This window comes from Saccharopolyspora griseoalba (genome assembly GCF_042665275.1).
Lineage (GTDB): Bacteria > Actinomycetota > Actinomycetes > Mycobacteriales > Pseudonocardiaceae > Saccharopolyspora > Saccharopolyspora griseoalba.
Genome location: NZ_JBHTCJ010000011.1, coordinates 121102 through 138040, shown reverse-complemented (window position 1 = coordinate 138040; position 16939 = coordinate 121102). Strand labels below are relative to the sequence as shown.

The window sequence follows — 16939 nt, the reverse complement described above, 5'->3', positions numbered from 1 at the left end:
ACCGGAGGGCGTGCCGCAGCCGCGGGGCACGCGCTCATTTGGAGTTGACGCGGCTGAGGTACCGGCCGTCGCGCGGGTCGACCTTCACCTTGTCGCCGGTGTTGAGGAACAGCGGGACCTGGACCTCGGCGCCGGTCTCCAGAGTGGCGGGCTTGGTGCCACCGGTGGAGCGATCGCCCTGCACGCCCGGGTCGGTGTGCTCGACGACGAGCTCGACCGAGGCCGGCAGCTCGACGTAGAGCGGCTCGCCCTCGTGCCGGGCCACGACCACCTCGCTGTTCTCCAGCATGAACTTCGCGGCGTCCCCGACGATGTCGGCCGACACGGCGACCTGGTCGTAGGTGTCGGGCTCCATGAACACGAAGTCCGAGCCGTCGTTGTAGAGGTAGGTCATCTCCCGGCGGTCGACGTTCGCGGTGTCGACCTTCACTCCGGCGTTGAACGTCTTGTCCACCACCTTGCCGGAGAGGACGTTCTTCAGGGTGGTGCGCACGAAGGCGCCGCCCTTGCCCGGCTTGACGTGCTGGAAGTTGACGACGGACCACAGCTGGCCGTCGAGGTTGAGCACCAGTCCGTTCTTCAGGTCGTTCGTGGTGGCCACGTGGGGGTTCTCCTGTGGTGATGGCTCGGGTGTTGCCGGACCGAAAGCGGGTCCCGGCTCGTGCGGGCGCACTGGTCGTGCGTCAGACTTCGACGAGCTCCTTGGCCGTCAAGGTGAGGAGCTCCGGCGCGCTGGAGCGCACGACCAGGGTGTCCTCGATGCGGACCCCGCCCTGCCCCGGCAGGTAGACGCCGGGCTCGACGGTGACCGCCATCCCGTCGGCGATTCTACCGTCCCCTCGCTGGGACAACGCGGGTGCCTCGTGGATCTCCAGGCCGACGCCGTGCCCGAGCCCGTGCAGGAAGCGCTCGCCGTGACCGGCGTCGGCGATCACCTGTCGCGCCGCGGCGTCCACCTCGCGCACCTCGGTGCCGACCTGCACCGCGGCGCGCCCGGCGGCCTGCGCGGCGCGCACCAGCTCGTAGATCTCGCGCTGCCAGTCGGCCGCCTTGCCCAGCACGACGGTGCGGGTCATGTCCGAGTGGTAGCCGTCGACGAGCGCGCCGAAGTCCATCTTCACGAAGTCGCCCGCGGCCAGCACCGCGTCGGTGGGCCGGTGGTGCGGCACCGCCGAGTTCGCCCCGGTGGCCACGATCGTGTCGAACGAGGGGCCGGCCGCGCCGTGGTCGAGCATCCGGGCCTCCAGCTCGCGGGCCACCTCCAGCTCGGTGCGCCCCGGCCGCAGCCCGCCGTGCTCGACGAGTTCGGCCAGCGCGCGATCGGCGGCGGCGCAGGCCATCCGCAGGGCGTCGACCTCGGTCTCGTCCTTGATCAGCCGCAGCGCCTCCACCAGGCCGGGCGCGCGCACCAGCTCGGTCGAGCCCGCCTCGCCCGCGAGCGCGTCGCGGCCGTCGACGGTGACGTGCTGGCTCTCGAACCCGACGCGGTCACCACCACCGGCCTCGCCGAGCCGCTTGGCCAGCGCCAGGTCGCTGGCCCGGTCGATGACGCGCTCCAGATCGGGCACCTGCGCCTCGGCCTGGGTGAGGTAGCGGCCGTCGGTGCAGAAGACGGTGCGGCGCTCGGCGCCGGGCTCGTCGGCGGCGTGCACCAGCAGCGCGGCGTTCGACCCGGTGAAGCCGGTGAGGTAGCGGATGTTGAGCAGATCCGTCACCAGGATCGCGTCCAGCTCCTGCTCCCGCAGGTGGCCGCGCAGTGCGTCTCGTCGGTGGGCGTGCGTGTCGGACATGCTGGGCAGCCTAACCCGGAGAACGGCGGACCGACCTGGCTCGCCGACCGCATTGCGCAAAGCCGCCACCGGCTTCGCGCAGGTCAAGCGCTGTCGGTGCGGGCCGCTAGGGTTGCCGCGTGGAACTGACGTGGAGCTCGGTCTCCGGTCCGGTCGGCGAGATCACCGTGGTGGCCGGGCCGCGCGGCGTGCGGGCGGTGGCCTTCGACGGCCCCGGCGAGGTGCTGCCGGAGCATCCCGGCGCGGAGCCCGGTGGGCTGGCCGCCGAGGCGGCCGGGCAGCTCGGGGAGTACTTCGCGCGCGAGCGCACCGAGTTCGACCTGCCCGTCGACTGGGACCAGCTCGACGGGCTGCGGGCGCACGTGCTGCGCACCCTGGTCGACCTGGTGCCCTACGGGCGGACGGTGAGCTACAAGGAGCTCGCCGAGCTGGCCGGGCGACCCGAGGCCACCCGCGCGGTCGGCTCGATCATGGGGTCCAACCCGGTGCCGCTGATCGTGCCCTGCCACCGGGTGCTGGCCAGCGGCGGCGGGCTGGGCGGCTTCGGGCCGGGCGTCCCGGCCAAGCGTCGGCTACTGGTGCTCGAAGGAGTCCTCGAACCCAGCCTGCTCGAACTCGACCTGCTTGCGGGAGACGAATAGGTGGTAGGTGGTCTCCCGCCGGCCCAGGGAGACCGGGATCGCGAGCTCGGCGCACTCGCCGAACACCTCGCGCATCGCGGCCAGCAGCGGCTCCGAGGTGTCGGCCGACCAGACCGCGAGCGTGCCGCCCGGCGCGAGCGCGCCCGCGCAGCGGCGCAGGAACGCTGCCTCGTACAGCGCCGAGTTGTCCTCGTAGACCAGGAAGTCCGGGCCGTTGTCGACGTCGAGCAGCAGCACGTCGCAGGGCTCCTGCTCGCCGAGCACCTCGGCGACGTCGCCCGCGCTCACCCGCGTGCGCGGGTCCTGCAGCGCCTCGGCGGTGTCCGGCACCAGGCCGCGGCGGTGCCAGTCGATGAGGTCGGGCTCGATCTCGACCACGTGCGCCTCGGCGACGCGCTCGTCGGCCAGCACCTCGCGCAGGGTGAACCCCAGCCCCAGCCCGCCGATCAGCACGCGCAGCCGGTCGCGCTCGACCGCGCGCAGCGTCTCGGCGGCCAGCAGCCGCTCGGTCTCGGTGTGCTCGGTGTCCATCACGAACACGCCGTTGACGCGCAGCTCCAGCGCGCCGTCGCGGCGCTGCAGGACCAGCTCGCCGCGCTCGCTGGCGGCACGGGCGATGACCTCGGGCATAGCTCCCGACGCTACCGGAGCCGCTCCCCGGCCCGACCGCAGGTCGCGCGATCATCAGCGGCCCGTGCGCACGGCCTCCGGCGGCGCCGCAGGGCTCGGTGTGGCGCGGGGGATCGACGCGCTGAAGAGCGCGGCCAGGGCGCACAGCAGGCCCGCCGCGTACCAGGCCGGGGCGTAGTCGCCGAAGTGGTCGCGGACCAGGCCGGCGATGCCCGCGATGGCGGCCGCGCCGATCTGGTGGGAGGCGAACACCCAGCCGAACACCACCGAGGCCCTGGCCCCGAAGTGCTCCCGGCACAGGGCCATGGTCGGCGGCACCGTGGCCACCCAGTCCAGGCCGTAGAACACCACGAACAGCACCATGTCCGGCCCCGCGACCGGCCCGAACAGCTGCGGCAGCACGAACAGCGAGGCTCCGCGCAGCACGTAGTAGGCCACCAGAAGCACCCGCGGGTTGATCTTGTCGGTGAGCCATCCCGAGGCCACGGTGCCCACCACGTCGAACACGCCGATGATCGCCAGCAGGCTCGCGGCCGTGGTCGGCGGCATCCCGTGGTCCTGCGCGGCCGGCACGAAGTGGGTGTTGACCAGACCGTTGGTGCTGGCACCGCAGATCGCGAAGCTCCCGGCCAGCAACCAGAACACCGGCCTGCGCGCGGCCTCGCGCAGCGCGCCGATCGCCAGCAGCGCCGGATTCCCGCGCTGCGGCGCGACTTCCGGCTCGTCACCGGTGGCGCCGTAGGCGGACACCCCCAGATCGCGGGGGTATTCGCGCATCACCAGCGCGACCAGCGCGGCCACCAGCAGCGCGGCCGCGGCGATGACCAGCGAGGCGGCTCGCCAGCCGAAGCGCTCGGCCAGAACCGCGGCCAGCGGCAGGAAGACCAGCTGCCCGGTGGCGCTCGCCGCGGTCAGCAGGCCGCTGACCAGACCGCGCCGGGCCACGAACCAGCGATCCACGATGGTCGACACGAACGCCAGCGCCATCGAGCCGGTGCCCAGGCCGATCAGCAGCCCCCAGCAGACGATCAGCTGCCAGGAGGCGGTCATCAGCACCGTCAGCCCGCTGCCCGCCGCGACCAGCACCAGCGCCGCGGTGGTCACCCGGCGCACGCCGAACCGCGCCATCAGGGCCGCCGCGAACGGCGCGGTGACCCCGAACAGGAGCAGGTTCAGCGAGACCGCGGTCGAGATCAGCCCGTGCGACCAGCCGAACTCCTCGTACAGCGGATCCATCAGCACGCCCGGGGCCGAGCGGAAGGCGGCGGCGCCGAACAGGGCGACGAAGGACACGGCGGCGATCCACCAGGCGGGGTGCATCCGGCGTGCGGCAGCAGGGCTCATCATGACCTCGACCTTCGCGGCCCGAGGCGGGCGACGGCCAGTGGCCGGGAGGCCAACGTTCGCCAGGATCGGGCCACCGACCGCCCGACCGACGCAACCTCGCGGCGGGCCAGGCGTCCAACGGACGGCTTCTTCTGATCGAGGCTCTGGTTCTACTGAGGGGACGCGATGAGTGGCAACAGGATTCTGGTGGGTGCGGCAGCGGCGCTGCTGACCGTCGGGCTGGGGGCCTGCGGGACGGGCGGCGCGAACTCGGCAGGCGGCACCGGTGCGGTTCCGCAGGCGCCGCAGCGGATGACGCCGATCGACACGCCGCAGGCACAACCGCAGCCGCAGCAACAGCAGCAGGGCGCCCCGGCCCCCGCCGACGAGGACTCCGCCGAGGCGCCCGCCCCCGAGAGCGCCGAGCAGCCCGAGGACGACGCGCAGCCGAGCCCCCGCGACACCACCTGCGAGGTGGGCGAGCTGGAGCTCTCGCTGCGCTACCAGGGGTCGGGCGCGGGCTCGCAGCACCAGGCGCTGGTGTTCACCAACAGCGGGGACCGGACCTGCGAGGTGCAGGGCTTCCCCGGGGTGTCCTACGTGGCCGGGTCGGACGGCCACCAGGTCGGCGCCGCCGCCTTCCGCACCGGCAGCAAGGGCGCGGCGATCTCGCTGGCGCCCGGACAGCGGGCCTCGGCGCCGCTGGAGCTGACCAACGTGGACAACTACGACGCCGCGACCTGCGAACCGACCCCGGCCAAGGGGCTGCGCGTCTACCCGCCGCACTCCTACGACTCGGTGTTCGTGCCGATGAGCGACGCCCAGGGCTGCGCGGCCGAGGACATCCCCGGGCACCAGCTCACGGTCAAGACCCTCGAGCGCGGGGTCCCCACCGGGCCGTGAGGTCTACCGGCCCAGGCGCCGCATCCAGCGGAGCGCGGTCACGTCGGTGATCCGGGATCCGTTGGCCGCCACCGCATCCGGCGGGACGGCGTGCAGCCGTCCCCGGCTGTCCAGCAGGCCGACCTCGCCCGAGGGCGAGCGCAGCGCGGGAGCCCCGGCGCGGATCTCCGCGACGACGGGGAGGCGTTCCACCGCCGACGGGCTGTCCGGCAGCACGGCGGTGGCCATCCGCTCGGCGACCGAGCGGCGCTCCACGCGCAGCCGTCGCCCGTCCGCGATGACGTCCACGGTGCGCACGTCGTTGGGCACCGCGAAGCCCTCCAGAGCGCGCGCCGCATCGCGCGGGTCCGCGCACGCGTTGGCGTCGACCACGTCCACCCCGTAGTGCCGGATGTCGGTCGGTGCGGGTGCGAGCGCGGTCGCGCGCAGCACGTCCAGCGGCACCCGGCCGCACGGATCGGTCGGGTCCACCGGGAGGTGGCCGGAGGCGTCGCGCACCAGCCCCGGGCCTTCCCGCCACGGTCCCGGGACCGTCACCGGCGAGTAGGGGTGGTGGGTGAAATCCCGGTCCCAGAAGGTGATCTGGGTTCCGCGGTCGGTCTGGTGGGCGATGGCGAAGGCGCCCAGCGCGGGCGACCACGCCCAGTCCGCGCTGAACGCGTCGACCACCGAGCGGGAGCGCTGCCGGGCGTCCGGGACGAAGCCCCGCGCGGTCAGCTCCTGCACGCCGGTGCGGAATTCGGGATCGCGCGAACGGATCACGAACTGCCCGGCGCCGTTCCACCCCGCGCCCGGCGCTGTGGTGTCGGTGAACATCAGGTAGAACCAGCCGTCCAGGTGCACCGCGGAGGGCTGACCGGCCCCGTAGGTGTTGGCCCGGTGCTGCCGCCCCGATGCGGTCGCGATCGGCTCGCCGCCGCGGCGCCACGCCAGGCCGTCGGGGCTGGTGGCCGCGCCGATCGCGTTGCCGTGGTCGTGCTCCCCGGCCGCGCCGGTGTAGTACAGGTGGAACTCACCGCCCGCGCGCAGCACCGAGGGGTCGCAGGTGTGCATCCCGTCGAAAGCACCCGGCGCGCCGGAGAACACCGGAACCGCGCGGCCGAAGGAGTCCGGCGACGTGCCGGCGGCCGACAGGATGTCGTCGCCGGCCGGGCCGATGCCGGGCAGCTGGCTGCACCACCAGGCGCGGTACCCGCCGTCGATCGCGAGCACCGAGGGACCGTAGTTGTACGGCGCCGCCGGACCGCCGTCGAGCACCACCCCGGCACCACCGCGCTCACCGACCAGCCGCAGCGACGCCGGCGAGGGCACGGGGCGGGTCGGTTCCCGCTCCGGCGATCCCGGCACCGCGCACCCGGAGGCGGTCAGCACGACCAGCACGGCGCGAAGGCCGGTGCGTAATCGACCCACTAGTCCCCCGCGTTCTCGGCCACCCAGCGAATCGCCAGCGGGTACCCGGCAACGCCGAGCCCGCAGATCACCGCGGTCGAGATGTCCGACAGGCAGCTGGTGTGCCGGAAGGACTCGCGCTTGTGCACGTTGGAGATGTGCAGCTCGATCAGCTCGGCGCGCAGCTGCGCGGCCGCGTCGCGCACGGCGACCGAGTAGTGCGTCCACGCACCGGCGTTGAGCACCACCGGCCAGGACTCGTCGGCGGCCTCGTGCAGCCAGCCGACCATCTCGCCCTCGTGGTCGGTCTGGCGCACCTCCACCTCGACGCCCAGGTCGGTTCCCGCCGCCTCGCACATCGCGACCAGGTCGGCGTAGGTGGTGCTGCCGTACACCGACGGCTCGCGGCTGCCGAGGCGCCCGAGGTTCGGGCCGTTGAGCACGAGGACCTTCACAGCATGACCCCCGTGTCCGGCTTGGCCTCGCCGCCGGTCAGCGCCGAGTAGGCGGCGGCGATCAGCGACGGGTCCGGGCCCTCCAGGCGGCCGATCTTGGCGAGCCCGTCGAGCACCACGAAGCGGATCACGCCTTTGCGGTTCTTCTTGTCGGATTTCATGCCCTCCATCAGCGAACCCAGCGCGTCCGGGTCGTAGCTGGTGGGCAGGCCGAGCAGGTCGAGGACGGCCTTGTGCCGGTCAGCGGTCTCGTCGTCGAGGCGGCCGGCCGCGCGAGCGAGCTCGGCGGCGAAGACCAGGCCGACGCTGACCGCGGCGCCGTGCCGCCAGCGGTAGCGCTCCCGCTTCTCGATGGCGTGGGCCAGGGTGTGCCCGTAGTTGAGCATCTCGCGCAGGTGCGACTCCTTGAGGTCCTCGCCCACCACGTCGGCCTTGACCTGCACGGACCGCCGGATCAGGTCGGCCAGCACCTCGCCGGTGGGGTCGACGGCGGCCTCCGGGTCCTGCTCGATGATGCGCAGGATCTCCGGGTCGGCGATGAAACCGGCCTTGACCACCTCGGCCATCCCGGCCAGCAGCTCGTTGTGCGGCAGACCTTCCAGGATCGCCAGGTCGGCCAGCACCAGGCTCGGCTCGTGGAAGAACCCGACCAGGTTCTTGCCCGCCTCGGTGTTGATGCCGGTCTTGCCGCCGATCGCGGCGTCGACCATGCCCAGCAGCGTGGTGGGCACCTGCACGACCCGCACGCCGCGCATCCAGGTGCCCGCGACGAAACCGCCCAGGTCGGTCACCGCACCGCCGCCGAAGGCGACCACGACGCCATCGCGGTCCATGCCGATCTTGCCGAGCACCTCCCAGCAGAACCCGGCGACCTGCAGCGTCTTGCCGTCCTCGGCGTCCGGGATCTCCACGCGGTGCGCGTCGATGCCCGCCTCGGTCAGCTCCTCGCGCACCGCCTCGACCGTGGTGGTCAGGGTCGGTTGGTGGACCAGGGCGACGCTGGAGGCGTCCCGCAGGTGGTCGACCAGCTCGCCGAGCAGACCACGGCCGACGACCACGTCGTAGGGCTGCTGGCCGTTCACGCTGATCCGAACCGGCTCGGTCATCGTCCGTCCCTTCGGTTTTGGTCGTGTTCAGTTGGCGAGTTCGTCGACGACCCGATCGACGACCTCGGCGGGGCTCAGCTCGTCGGTGGCGACCTCGACCGCGGCGACCGAGCGGTAGACCGGAAGGCGCTCGTCGAGCAGGGCCTTGAACGTGGCGCGCGGGTTGACCCCGGCCAGCAGCGGGCGCGCCACCGACAGCCCGGTGCGGCGGGCTCCCTCGGCCACGCCCACCGACAGGAACACCACGGCGTGCCCGGCCAGGTTGGCCCGGGTGCGTTCGGAGAGCACCGCGCCGCCGCCCAGGGCGAGGACGCCGTCGTGCTCGCGCAGCGCGGTCTCCACGGCCTCCTCCTCCAGCTTGCGGAAGGCCGGTTCGCCGTCAGCGGTGAAGATGTCGGCGATGGCGCGCCCCTCGCGCTCGACCACGTCGGCGTCGGTGTCGCGGAAGGGCACCCGGAGGCGGTCGGCCAGCAGCTCGCCGATGGTCGTCTTGCCCGCACCGGGCGGGCCGACCACGACCGCGCGCGGAGCCATCAGCGCACCTGCCGCTTCTCGGCGCGCTCCCGCAGCCCGGCGAGGTAGCCCTCGGCGTTGCGGCGGGTCTCCGGCAGCGAGTCCCCGCCGAACTTCTCCAGCGCGGCCTCGGCCAGCACCAGCGCGACCATCGTCTCGGCGACCACCGCGGCGCGCGGCACGGCGGTGATGTCCGAGCGCTGGTGCATCGCCTGCGCCGGCTCGCCGGTGTGCATGTCCACGGTGGCCAGCGCGCGGGGCAGGCTGGAGATCGGCTTCTTGGCGGCGCGCACGATCAGCGGCTCGCCGTTGGTGATGCCGCCCTCCAGGCCACCGGCGCGGTTGCTGGCCCGGCGCACCCAGTTCACGCCCTCGTCCGGGTAGATCTCGTCGTGCGCGGCGCTGCCCCTGCGGTGCGCGTTGGCGAAGCCCTCGCCGATCTCGACGCCCTTGATCGCCTGGATGCTCATCAGCGCGCCGGCCAGCCGGGCGTCGAGCTTGCGGTCCCAGTGCACGTGCGAGCCGATGCCCGGGGGCAGGTTGTAGGCGATGACCTCGACGACGCCGCCGAGCGTGTCGCCGTCCTTCTTGGCCGCGTCGACCTCGGCCATCATCCGCTCGGTGGCGTCCTCGCCGAAGGCGCGCACCGGGTTCTCGTCGATGGCGGCCAGGTCGTCCGGACCGGGCAGCGCCTCCCCGGTGGCGTCCACACCGCCGAGGCTGACCACGTGGCTGACGATCTCCACGCCGAGCAGCTGGCGCAGGAACTGCCGCGCGACGGTGCCCACCGCGACGCGGGAGGCGGTCTCGCGCGCGCTGGCGCGCTCCAGCACCGGGCGGGCCTCGTCGAAGCCGTACTTCTGCATGCCCGCGAGGTCTGCGTGACCGGGGCGCGGGCGGGTCAGCGGCTCGTTGCGGGCCAGCCCGGCCAGCACGTCCTCGTCGACCGGGTCGGCGGCCATGACCTGTTCCCACTTGGGCCACTCGGTGTTGCCGATGCGCACCGCGATCGGGCCGCCCTGGGTGCGGCCGTGCCGCACACCGCCGATGATCTCCAGCTCGTCGGCCTCGAAGTTCATCCGCGGGCTGCGGCCGAAGCCGAGCTTGCGCCGCTCCAGCTGGGTCGCGATGTCGGTCGAGGACACCTCGACTCCCGACACCATGCCCTCCAGCACCGCCACGAGGGCGGGGCCGTGCGATTCTCCAGCGGTCATCCAGCGCAACACACCATAGATCCTGCCACGTTCTATCTGGTGGGAAGCACCCTGGGCACGGCCAACGACCCGGCTCGCGCGCGGCTACGGCCCGGCCAGCGCGACCAACCAGGACGGCAGCAGCATCGCCGGGCCGTGCGGGACGGCTCCCGCGCGCCGCCACGCGGCCGCGACCAGCGTCGACGCGGCGGCCACCGCCAGCACGCCGAGCACCGCGGGCAGCGAGACCGCACCGACGAGCGCGCCCAGCGGCCCGGCGAGCTTGACGTCCCCCGGACCCATCGCGCCCGGCAGCACCAGCCGGACGGCGAGGTAGCTCCCGGCGAACAGCGCCACGCCCGCCAGCGCGGCCAGCGGGACGCGCGGTTCGTGCGCGGCGGCCGGGACCAGCAGCGCGGCCGCCGCCGGGTAGGCGGGCAAGGTGAGCGCGTCCGGGAGGCGCGCGGCGCGCAGGTCGCAGGCGGTGAGCAGGGTGGCCAGCCAGGCCAGCGCCAGCGGCACCCCGGCCCACCACCAGGGCATCCCGGCCTCGACCCGCAGCGCGACCGCGCCCCAGGCGGCGCCCACGGCCACCGCGCACCACGTCCTGGGCACCAGCGCGCCCCGGCGCAGCCGGCGCACCAGCGCTCCCCCGCCCCACCCGGCCAACGCCCCGCAGCAGATCCAGATCACCATGCCGAGCACCCTGCCCACCGCACCCGGCATCCCCGCGAACCACACACCCCGGCGAGTCGGGGCGCGGGTCCCTTTTCTCATCAGAAGTCCCGGAGCGCTGCGCTCCGGGACTTCTGATGAGAAAGGGACCGGGCACCCACCGCGCCGGCGGGTGGCCGGGTCAGGTGTCGAGGGTGAACAGGGGGTCTCCGGGGAGGACCTGGGTGTCCTCCCGGAAGTCGCTGAGCGACTCCGGGGCCGCCTCCAGAGCCACGACCGGGCAGATCGAGGAGTAGCCGAGCTCCTCCACCTCGGTGGGGTTCCAGGTGACGATCCGCTGCCCCGCCTCGACCTGGTCGCCCTTGGCCGCGTGCAGCTCGAAGCCCTCGCCATGCAGCTTGACCGTGTCGATGCCCAGGTGCACCAGGACGGAGGCGCCGTCCCGGCCGGTCACGACGAACGCGTGCGGGTGCAGCGTGGCGATCTTGCCCGCGATCGGCGCGACCGCCGCCGAACTCCCTCCCGTGGGCTTCACGGCGATGCCCGGGCCGACCATGGCCTGCGAGAACACCGGATCCGGCACGTCGGCGAGGGGCGCGGTCAGACCGGCCACCGGGCTACCGATCTCGGCGCTCACATGAGGTCCTCGATGTCGCCGGCCAGCGTGTCCGCCTCCGGGCCAACCACGACCTGCACCACCGAGCCCTGCACCATCACCCCGTGCGCGCCCGCGTTCTTCAACGCCGCCTCGTCGATCTTCGAACCGTCCTCGACCTCGCAGCGCAGCCGCGTGATGCACGGCTCGATCTCCACCACGTTGTCCCCGCCGCCGAGCGCGGCCAGGATCGCGGAGGCCTTGTCCTGAGCCACCGGTGCTCCCTTCGTCCTTGCGTCGCGGACCGACCGCGACCTGACGATCTTGCGTCAGGTGGTGTCGATGCGGCAACGAAAACCCGGCCGTCTTGACACTCGTTCACGTGACGGCGCATTGTTCGCCAGAACTGGTTTAGACCGCACAGTACCAACCCGTTGCACCGGGTTTCACCCGACTCGACGGCGATTTTCGGCCACCACCGTGGTACGGGCGGGGTTCGTGGGAAAACGTGGGATCGCAAATCCGATCAGGAGGTAACCGGATGAGTTCCACCGCCGCCGCGGCGAAGGGGAACAGCAGGGGCTTCGCGCTGCTGCAGCGGCTCGGCCGGAGCCTGATGCTCCCCATCGCCGTGCTGCCCGCCGCCGCGCTGCTGGCCCGGCTCGGCCAGCCCGACCTGCTCGGCGACGAGGGGCTCTCCTCGGTCGTGCCGTGGCTGCAACCGGTCGCCGACATCATCGGCGCGGCGGGCAACTCGCTGTTCGACTACCTGCCGCTGCTGTTCGCCATCGGCGTGTCCATCGGCTTCGCCAAGAAGGCCGACGGATCCACCGCGCTGTCAGCGGCGGTCGGCTACCTGGTGCTGCACGCGGTGCTGTTCGAGCTGACCGGGACCGAGGCCGACGAGTCGTTCAACAAGGGCCCCTACGGCGTGCTCGGCGGCATCGTGGCCGGCCTGGTCGCGGCCTGGTTGTGGCAGCGCTACCACCGCATCAAGCTGCCGGACTACCTCGGCTTCTTCGGCGGGCGCCGGTTCGTGCCGATCGTGACCGCGGTGTCCATGGTCGTCATCGGCGTGATCATGGGCCTGCTCTTCCCGCTGTTCGACGCGGCGCTGACCGCCTTCAGCAACGCGGTCACCCAGCAGGCGGTCATCGGCGGCGGTGTCTACGGCCTGGTCAACCGGCTGCTGCTGCCCTTCGGCCTGCACCACATCCCGAACAACGTCGTGTGGTTCCTCTTCGGCGACTACCACGGGCAGAAGGGCGACATCGCGCGGTTCTTCGAGGGCGACCCGACCGCGGGCACCTTCATGACAGGGTTCTTCCCGATCTTCATGTTCGCCCTGCCCGCCGCGGCGCTGGCCATCTGGCACTCGGCCAAGCCCGAGCAGCGCAAGGTCGTCGGCGGCGTGATGCTCTCGGTGGCGCTGACCTCGTTCCTGACCGGCATCACCGAGCCGCTGGAGTTCTCGTTCATCTTCGTGGCCTGGCCGCTGCTGCTGATCCACGCGGTCCTTACCGGCACCTCGCTCGCGCTGGTCAACGCCCTCGACATCCACAGCGGTTTCGGCTTCTCCGCCGGGTTCATCGACTACGTGCTCAACTTCGGCATCTCGCAGAACTCGCTGTGGCTGATCCCGATCGGCCTGGTCTACGCGGTGATCTACTACGTCACCTTCCGCTTCGTCATCACCAGGTGGAACCTGCGCACCCCGGGTCGCGAGGAGGACGAGGCGGACGCGGTCGGGGCCGGTGCGGATAATGCCGGTGATGATGCCGCGCCGGGTTCCGGCACGTCCTGAGGGCCGCCGGCCCATCCCTGGATGAAGGAGCAGCATGTTCGAACGACGCGTCACCGTGGCCAGCAAGGTCGGGCTGCACGCCCGCCCCGCGGCGCTGCTGGCCAAGACAGCAGCGGCGCAACCAGTGACCATCACCATCCGCAAGGACGGCGCGGAACCGGTCGAGGCCGGCAGCATCCTCGGCCTGATGACCCTAGGCGCCGAGCACGGCGACGAGGTGGTGCTGGCCGCCGAGGGCGAGGGCGCCGAAGCCGCGCTCGACGAGGTCGCCGAGCTGGTGAGCTCCGAGCTCGACTAGGTTCTCGTCATCAGCAGTCCCCGTGCGCGGAGAGCGCTCGGGACTCCTGGTGGGAAGAGGCTCTCCCGCGCTCACGCGGCGGCGGGCACCCGCTCGGACTCCGGTGGAGGTCCGGGCGGGGTGCCCCGGCCGAAGGGCCAGCCGCCGAGGCGTTCCCGGCCGTGCGGCTCCAGCAGCCAGGACAGGTCCGGGCCCGCGGGCACGATCCCGCTGGGGTTCAGGAAGCGGTGCACCACGTAGTAGTGCTCCTTGATCTGCGGGAAGTGGATCGTGTCGCCGAAACCGGGCGTCTGGAACAGGTCCCGCGTGTAGTCCCGCAGCACCGGCAGCTCGGCGAGCTTGTGCCGGTTGCACTTGAAGTGCCCGTGGTAGACCGCGTCGAAGCGCACCAGCGTCGGGAACAGGTGCACGTCGGCCTCGGTGATCGTGTCCCCCACCAGGTAGCGCTGCTCGGCGAGCCGCTCGGAGAGCTGGTCCAGCCGGGCGAACAGCTTCGCGTGCGCCTTCTCGTAGGCCTGCTGGTCCCCGGCCATGCCCGCCTTGTAGACGCCGTTGTTGACGTCGTGGAACACCGCGTCGTTGACCTCGTCGATCTCGGCGCGCAGGTCCGGCGGGTACAGCTCGGGCGCGCCCCGGCGGTGGTGCTCGCGCCACTCGGTGGTGAAGTCCAGCGTGATCTGCGGGAAGTCGTTGGTGACCACCTGCCCGGTGGGGATGTCCACGATCGCGGGCACCGTGATCCCGCGGTCGTAGTCCGGGTAGCGGGCCAGGAACGCCTCCTGCAGCCGCTCGATGCCCAGCACCGGGTCCACCCCGCCGGGGTCGAGGTCGAAGCGCCAGCTGCGCTCGTCGTGGGTGGGCCCGGCGATGCCCATGGACAGCACCGGCTCCAGGCCCAGCAGCCGCCGCACGATCACCGAGCGGTTCGCCCACGGGCAGGCCCTGGCGACCACCAGCCGGTAGCGCCCGGGTTCCACCGGGTAGCCGTCCCGGCCGTCGGCGGTGATGCGCGTGGGGATGTAGTTCATGTCCCGCTTGAATTCACCGGCCATCCCCCGATGCTCCCCGCACTCCCGGCGACCCCGCCAGCGCAAGCGCGGTTTCAGCCGAGAGCGCCCGCCAGCGGGTGGCCGGTGGCTTCGGCGAGGGCGTCGCGCATGGCCTCGCGGGGGGCAGGTCGACCGGTGAAGTGCTCGACCTGCCCGAAGGCCTGGTGCAGGAGCATGTCGAGGCCGGTGGCCAGCCGGCCGCCCTCGGCGGCCACCGCCTCGGCCAGCGGCGTGGGCCACGGGTGGTAGACGACGTCCAGCAGGCAGCGGGCCTTGGCCAGCTCGCCGGCCCGCTCGTCCAGCGCACCCGCGGGCAGCGTGGAGACGACCACGTCGTGGCTGGCCACCGCGTCGGCGAGCGCGATCGCGTCGAGCCGGTCCACCCGCACCCGCAGGCCCACCCGCTCGGCGGTGCGCACCGCCTCGGTCGCGCGCGCGGGCTCGCGCACCGCCAGCGCGACCTCGGTGAGGCCGAGCTCCGCGAAGGCGGCCAGGGACGCGGCGGCGGTACCGCCCGCGCCCAGGACCAGCCCGCTGCTGCCACCGCTGAAACCACCCGCGCCGCGCAGCGCCCCGGTCACGCCGGAGACGTCGGTGCAGTCGGCGAACCAGGAACCGCCGGGCCGGTGCACCAGCGTGTTGGCCGCGCCCACGGCCTCCGCGCGGGTGCTGACCTCGTCGGCGAAGCGCAGCGCGGCGCGCTTGCCCGGCATGGTCACCGACAGCCCGACCCACTCCGGGCCGAGACCGGACGCGAAGGTCACCAGTTCCTCCGCGTCGGCCTCGACCCGCTCGTAGGTCCAACCGGTCAGGCCCAGCGCGGCGAAGGCCGCGCCGTGCAGCACCGGCGACAGCGAGTGCTCGACCGGCTTGCCGAGCACCGCCGCCTTGCTCGCCTCAGTACGCACCGTTCTCCTGCGCCTGCTTGATGAACGCGTCGTGCTCGGCCTGCGTCTTGCCGAAGCAGGACGTCCCGTCCTTCTGGCACTTCACGAAGTACTTCCAGTCGCCCTCGGCCGGACGCTCGGCGGCCTGCAGCGCCTCCTTGCTGACCGTGGAGATCGGCGTCGGCGGCAGCCCGTAGTTCAGGTAGGTGTTGTACGGACCGGGGCGCTCGCGGTCCTCCGGGGCGGTCAGCAGCGCGGGCTTGTCCAGCGGGTAGTTGATCGTGGAGTCCATGCCCAGCCGCATCTGCGGCGGCGCGAGCCGGTTCTCGATCACCCGGGCCACCTTCGGGAAGTCCTTGGTGATGCCCTCGCTCTGCACGATCGACCCGATGACCAGCATCTCGTAGGGCGAGTGCTCGGTGCCCTCCGCCGCCTGCGGCAGGCCCGCGGCCTGCATCTGCGCGGCGGAGCGGGTCAGCACCTCGCGCAGCACGTCCTCGGCCGCAGCACCCGGCTTGACGTCGTAGATGCCCGGCATGATCAGGCCTTCCAGCCTGCGCTTCGGGTCGGCCTGCGAGGCCGGTTCGACCGCCCACTCCGGCACGCCCAGCGAGGCGAGGTCGGCCGTGGCCGCCGCCTCGTGCATCTGCTCGGAGGTCGTGCAGTCGTTCTTGTTCTTGGTGCAGGTGGCATCGGCCAGCATGGTCAGGATGCCCGGGGTCTTCTTGCCGTCGGGAGCCAGCTGGTCGTCCAGCCGCATGCCGCCGCGGACCTCGACCCGGCCGACCTTGGCGTCCGCCGAGAGGATGCGCTCGACCGCGGCCTTGCCGGACATCTGCTTGCGCATCATGTAGTAGCCGGGCTGGATGCTGTTGATCTGCTTGTTCTCCGCCGCGGCGGCGATGAAGGCGCTGGTGCTGGCCACCACGTCCTTCTCGCTCATCGAGGAGCCGATCTCGCTGACCGTCTCCCCCGCCTTGACCTCGATGACCGCGGTGCCGGTGCCCGCGCCCTCGTAGTCGTCGTAGGAGCCGATCTGCATGATCTGCATCGCTCCGTAGCCCACGCCGCCGCCGACCAGCAGCAGCACGAACAGGCCTGCCAGCGCGGTCACCCAGCGACGCCGCTTGCGGCGGCGGAAGCGCTCGGGGTCCGGGCGGCGTCGTCGGTGCTCGCCCGGTTCGTCCGCGAACAGTCCGAGGTCGTCGGTCACGGGAGTTCCTCTCGTGTCGTCTGCCCCCGCCCGTCCAAATATGCCTGCAGGATCTCCACGGCTGCCGCCTGGTCGACCACCGCGCGCTGCTTCTTCCCCTTGACACCGCGCTTGGACAGCTTCCTGGCGGCCGTCACGGTGGTCAGCCGCTCGTCGTGGAACCGCACCGGCACCGGTGCGATCAGTTCGGCAAGGGCATCCCCATAACCTTGCGCGATCTCGGCGGAGGAGCCGTGCCGGCCGCCCAGCGTCTTGGGCAGGCCGATCACGACCTCCACCACGTCGTGCTCCGCGACGAGGGCGGCGAGCTGCTTGACGTCGCGGCCGCCCTCCACGTCGCGCGGCAGCGTCTCCAGCGGCGTGGCCAGCATCGGCGCGGGGTCGCTGAGCGCGACGCCGACCCGGACCTGACCGACGTCGACCCCGATGCGACGTCCGGGCCCCGGATCCGCCTGCCGGTGCTCGGTCACGC

The 16939-nt window shown here is 72.6% G+C and carries 20 protein-coding genes; 4 read left to right on the top strand and 16 right to left on the bottom strand.

The genetic code is table 11. The features are described 5' to 3' along the window. Positions 1 to 34: 34 nt before the first annotated feature. Positions 35 to 601: an elongation factor P gene (efp, locus tag ACFQRI_RS20300; protein ID WP_380670963.1), complete on the bottom strand. Its 567-nt coding sequence runs from the start codon at positions 599 to 601 to the stop codon at positions 35 to 37. A gap of 82 nt (positions 602 to 683) precedes the next feature. Then, a complete protein-coding gene (locus tag ACFQRI_RS20295) occupies positions 684 to 1790 on the bottom strand; it encodes a M24 family metallopeptidase (RefSeq protein WP_380670961.1) in 1107 nt (368 codons plus the stop codon). Between the two features lie 119 nt (positions 1791 to 1909). Between ACFQRI_RS20295 and ACFQRI_RS20290 the strand changes: the two genes are divergently transcribed. Continuing rightward, positions 1910 to 2431 (top strand): methylated-DNA--[protein]-cysteine S-methyltransferase, encoded by a 522-nt coding sequence (locus tag ACFQRI_RS20290; RefSeq protein WP_380670959.1) that lies wholly within the window; start codon positions 1910 to 1912, stop codon positions 2429 to 2431. Here the strand turns inward: ACFQRI_RS20290 and ACFQRI_RS20285 are convergent. Together ACFQRI_RS20285 and ACFQRI_RS20280 are read right to left on the bottom strand one after the other, a co-directional pair. After that, a complete protein-coding gene (locus tag ACFQRI_RS20285) occupies positions 2363 to 3061 on the bottom strand; it encodes a spermidine synthase (protein WP_380670957.1) in 699 nt (232 codons plus the stop codon). The genes ACFQRI_RS20290 and ACFQRI_RS20285 overlap by 69 nt on opposite strands. A gap of 54 nt (positions 3062 to 3115) precedes the next feature. Continuing rightward, positions 3116 to 4408 (bottom strand): MFS transporter, encoded by a 1293-nt coding sequence (locus ACFQRI_RS20280; protein WP_380670955.1) that lies wholly within the window; start codon positions 4406 to 4408, stop codon positions 3116 to 3118. A gap of 165 nt (positions 4409 to 4573) precedes the next feature. Between ACFQRI_RS20280 and ACFQRI_RS20275 the strand changes: the two genes are divergently transcribed. Further along, entirely contained in the window at positions 4574 to 5290 is a 717-nt protein-coding gene (locus ACFQRI_RS20275) for a DUF4232 domain-containing protein (protein WP_380670953.1), read from the top strand. Positions 5291 to 5293: 3 nt separating this feature from the next. Here the strand turns inward: ACFQRI_RS20275 and ACFQRI_RS20270 are convergent, their stop codons facing one another. The 8 genes from ACFQRI_RS20270 to ACFQRI_RS20235 all read right to left on the bottom strand — a co-directional run bounded on the left by ACFQRI_RS20270 (position 5294) and on the right by ACFQRI_RS20235 (position 11539). Further along, positions 5294 to 6670, bottom strand: a complete 1377-nt coding sequence (locus ACFQRI_RS20270) for a glycoside hydrolase family protein (RefSeq protein ID WP_380670951.1) — start codon at positions 6668 to 6670, stop codon at positions 5294 to 5296. A 29-nt stretch (positions 6671 to 6699) separates the two neighbouring features. Further along, a complete protein-coding gene (aroQ, locus tag ACFQRI_RS20265) occupies positions 6700 to 7134 on the bottom strand; it encodes a type II 3-dehydroquinate dehydratase (RefSeq protein ID WP_380670949.1) in 435 nt (144 codons plus the stop codon). After that, entirely contained in the window at positions 7131 to 8240 is a 1110-nt protein-coding gene (gene aroB, locus ACFQRI_RS20260; protein WP_380670947.1) for a 3-dehydroquinate synthase, read from the bottom strand. Before aroB ends, aroQ begins: the two co-directional genes overlap by 4 nt. A 27-nt stretch (positions 8241 to 8267) precedes the next feature. Next, positions 8268 to 8774 carry a shikimate kinase gene (locus ACFQRI_RS20255; RefSeq protein WP_380670945.1) on the bottom strand — a complete coding sequence of 169 codons (507 nt, stop codon included), beginning with the start codon at positions 8772 to 8774 and terminating at the stop codon, positions 8268 to 8270. Further along, positions 8774 to 9979, bottom strand: coding sequence for a chorismate synthase (gene aroC, locus ACFQRI_RS20250; RefSeq protein WP_380670943.1), 1206 nt, complete (start codon positions 9977 to 9979; stop codon positions 8774 to 8776). The genes ACFQRI_RS20255 and aroC overlap by 1 nt, the downstream gene beginning before the upstream one ends. A gap of 72 nt (positions 9980 to 10051) precedes the next feature. Next, complete coding sequence (locus tag ACFQRI_RS20245; protein ID WP_380670941.1) at positions 10052 to 10672, bottom strand: prepilin peptidase; 621 nt, start codon at positions 10670 to 10672, stop codon at positions 10052 to 10054. 130 nt (positions 10673 to 10802) lie between these two features. Next, positions 10803 to 11258: a PTS sugar transporter subunit IIA gene (locus tag ACFQRI_RS20240; protein ID WP_380670939.1), complete on the bottom strand. Its 456-nt coding sequence runs from the start codon at positions 11256 to 11258 to the stop codon at positions 10803 to 10805. Next, positions 11255 to 11539 (bottom strand): PTS sugar transporter subunit IIB, encoded by a 285-nt coding sequence (locus ACFQRI_RS20235; RefSeq protein ID WP_380671104.1) that lies wholly within the window; start codon positions 11537 to 11539, stop codon positions 11255 to 11257. The genes ACFQRI_RS20240 and ACFQRI_RS20235 overlap by 4 nt, the downstream gene beginning before the upstream one ends. A 218-nt stretch (positions 11540 to 11757) precedes the next feature. On the opposite strand from ACFQRI_RS20235, the gene ACFQRI_RS20230 reads away from it, so the two are divergent. Together ACFQRI_RS20230 and ACFQRI_RS20225 are read left to right on the top strand one after the other, a co-directional pair. Next, positions 11758 to 13020: a PTS transporter subunit EIIC gene (locus ACFQRI_RS20230; RefSeq protein WP_380670937.1), complete on the top strand. Its 1263-nt coding sequence runs from the start codon at positions 11758 to 11760 to the stop codon at positions 13018 to 13020. A gap of 34 nt (positions 13021 to 13054) precedes the next feature. Next, a complete protein-coding gene (locus ACFQRI_RS20225; RefSeq protein ID WP_380670935.1) occupies positions 13055 to 13318 on the top strand; it encodes an HPr family phosphocarrier protein in 264 nt (87 codons plus the stop codon). 71 nt (positions 13319 to 13389) lie between these two features. On the opposite strand, the gene ACFQRI_RS20220 is transcribed toward ACFQRI_RS20225, so the two are convergent. From ACFQRI_RS20220 to ruvX, 4 genes are read right to left on the bottom strand one after another with little or no spacing between them, the layout of a single operon-like run. After that, complete coding sequence (locus ACFQRI_RS20220) at positions 13390 to 14370, bottom strand: glutathione S-transferase family protein (RefSeq protein ID WP_380670933.1); 981 nt, start codon at positions 14368 to 14370, stop codon at positions 13390 to 13392. A 50-nt stretch (positions 14371 to 14420) separates the two neighbouring features. After that, complete coding sequence (locus tag ACFQRI_RS20215; protein WP_380670931.1) at positions 14421 to 15275, bottom strand: shikimate dehydrogenase; 855 nt, start codon at positions 15273 to 15275, stop codon at positions 14421 to 14423. Continuing rightward, positions 15265 to 16467: an endolytic transglycosylase MltG gene (mltG, locus tag ACFQRI_RS20210; RefSeq protein ID WP_380670929.1), complete on the bottom strand. Its 1203-nt coding sequence runs from the start codon at positions 16465 to 16467 to the stop codon at positions 15265 to 15267. Before mltG ends, ACFQRI_RS20215 begins: the two co-directional genes overlap by 11 nt. Beyond that, complete coding sequence (gene ruvX, locus ACFQRI_RS20205; protein ID WP_380670927.1) at positions 16464 to 16937, bottom strand: Holliday junction resolvase RuvX; 474 nt, start codon at positions 16935 to 16937, stop codon at positions 16464 to 16466. Before ruvX ends, mltG begins: the two co-directional genes overlap by 4 nt. Positions 16938 to 16939: the final 2 nt, after the last annotated feature.

Coding starts and splice junctions, on each gene's coding strand:
- ACFQRI_RS20275 (WP_380670953.1), top strand. CDS start 4,574: ATGAGTGGCAACAGGATTCTGGTGGGTGCGGCAGCGGCGCTGCTGACC.
- ACFQRI_RS20245 (WP_380670941.1), bottom strand. CDS start 10,672: ATGCCGGGTGCGGTGGGCAGGGTGCTCGGCATGGTGATCTGGATCTGC.
- ACFQRI_RS20295 (WP_380670961.1), bottom strand. CDS start 1,790: ATGTCCGACACGCACGCCCACCGACGAGACGCACTGCGCGGCCACCTG.
- ACFQRI_RS20225 (WP_380670935.1), top strand. CDS start 13,055: ATGTTCGAACGACGCGTCACCGTGGCCAGCAAGGTCGGGCTGCACGCC.
- aroB (WP_380670947.1), bottom strand. CDS start 8,240: ATGACCGAGCCGGTTCGGATCAGCGTGAACGGCCAGCAGCCCTACGAC.
- ACFQRI_RS20230 (WP_380670937.1), top strand. CDS start 11,758: ATGAGTTCCACCGCCGCCGCGGCGAAGGGGAACAGCAGGGGCTTCGCG.
- ACFQRI_RS20285 (WP_380670957.1), bottom strand. CDS start 3,061: ATGCCCGAGGTCATCGCCCGTGCCGCCAGCGAGCGCGGCGAGCTGGTC.
- ACFQRI_RS20255 (WP_380670945.1), bottom strand. CDS start 8,774: ATGGCTCCGCGCGCGGTCGTGGTCGGCCCGCCCGGTGCGGGCAAGACG.
- ACFQRI_RS20280 (WP_380670955.1), bottom strand. CDS start 4,408: ATGATGAGCCCTGCTGCCGCACGCCGGATGCACCCCGCCTGGTGGATC.
- ACFQRI_RS20220 (WP_380670933.1), bottom strand. CDS start 14,370: ATGGCCGGTGAATTCAAGCGGGACATGAACTACATCCCCACGCGCATC.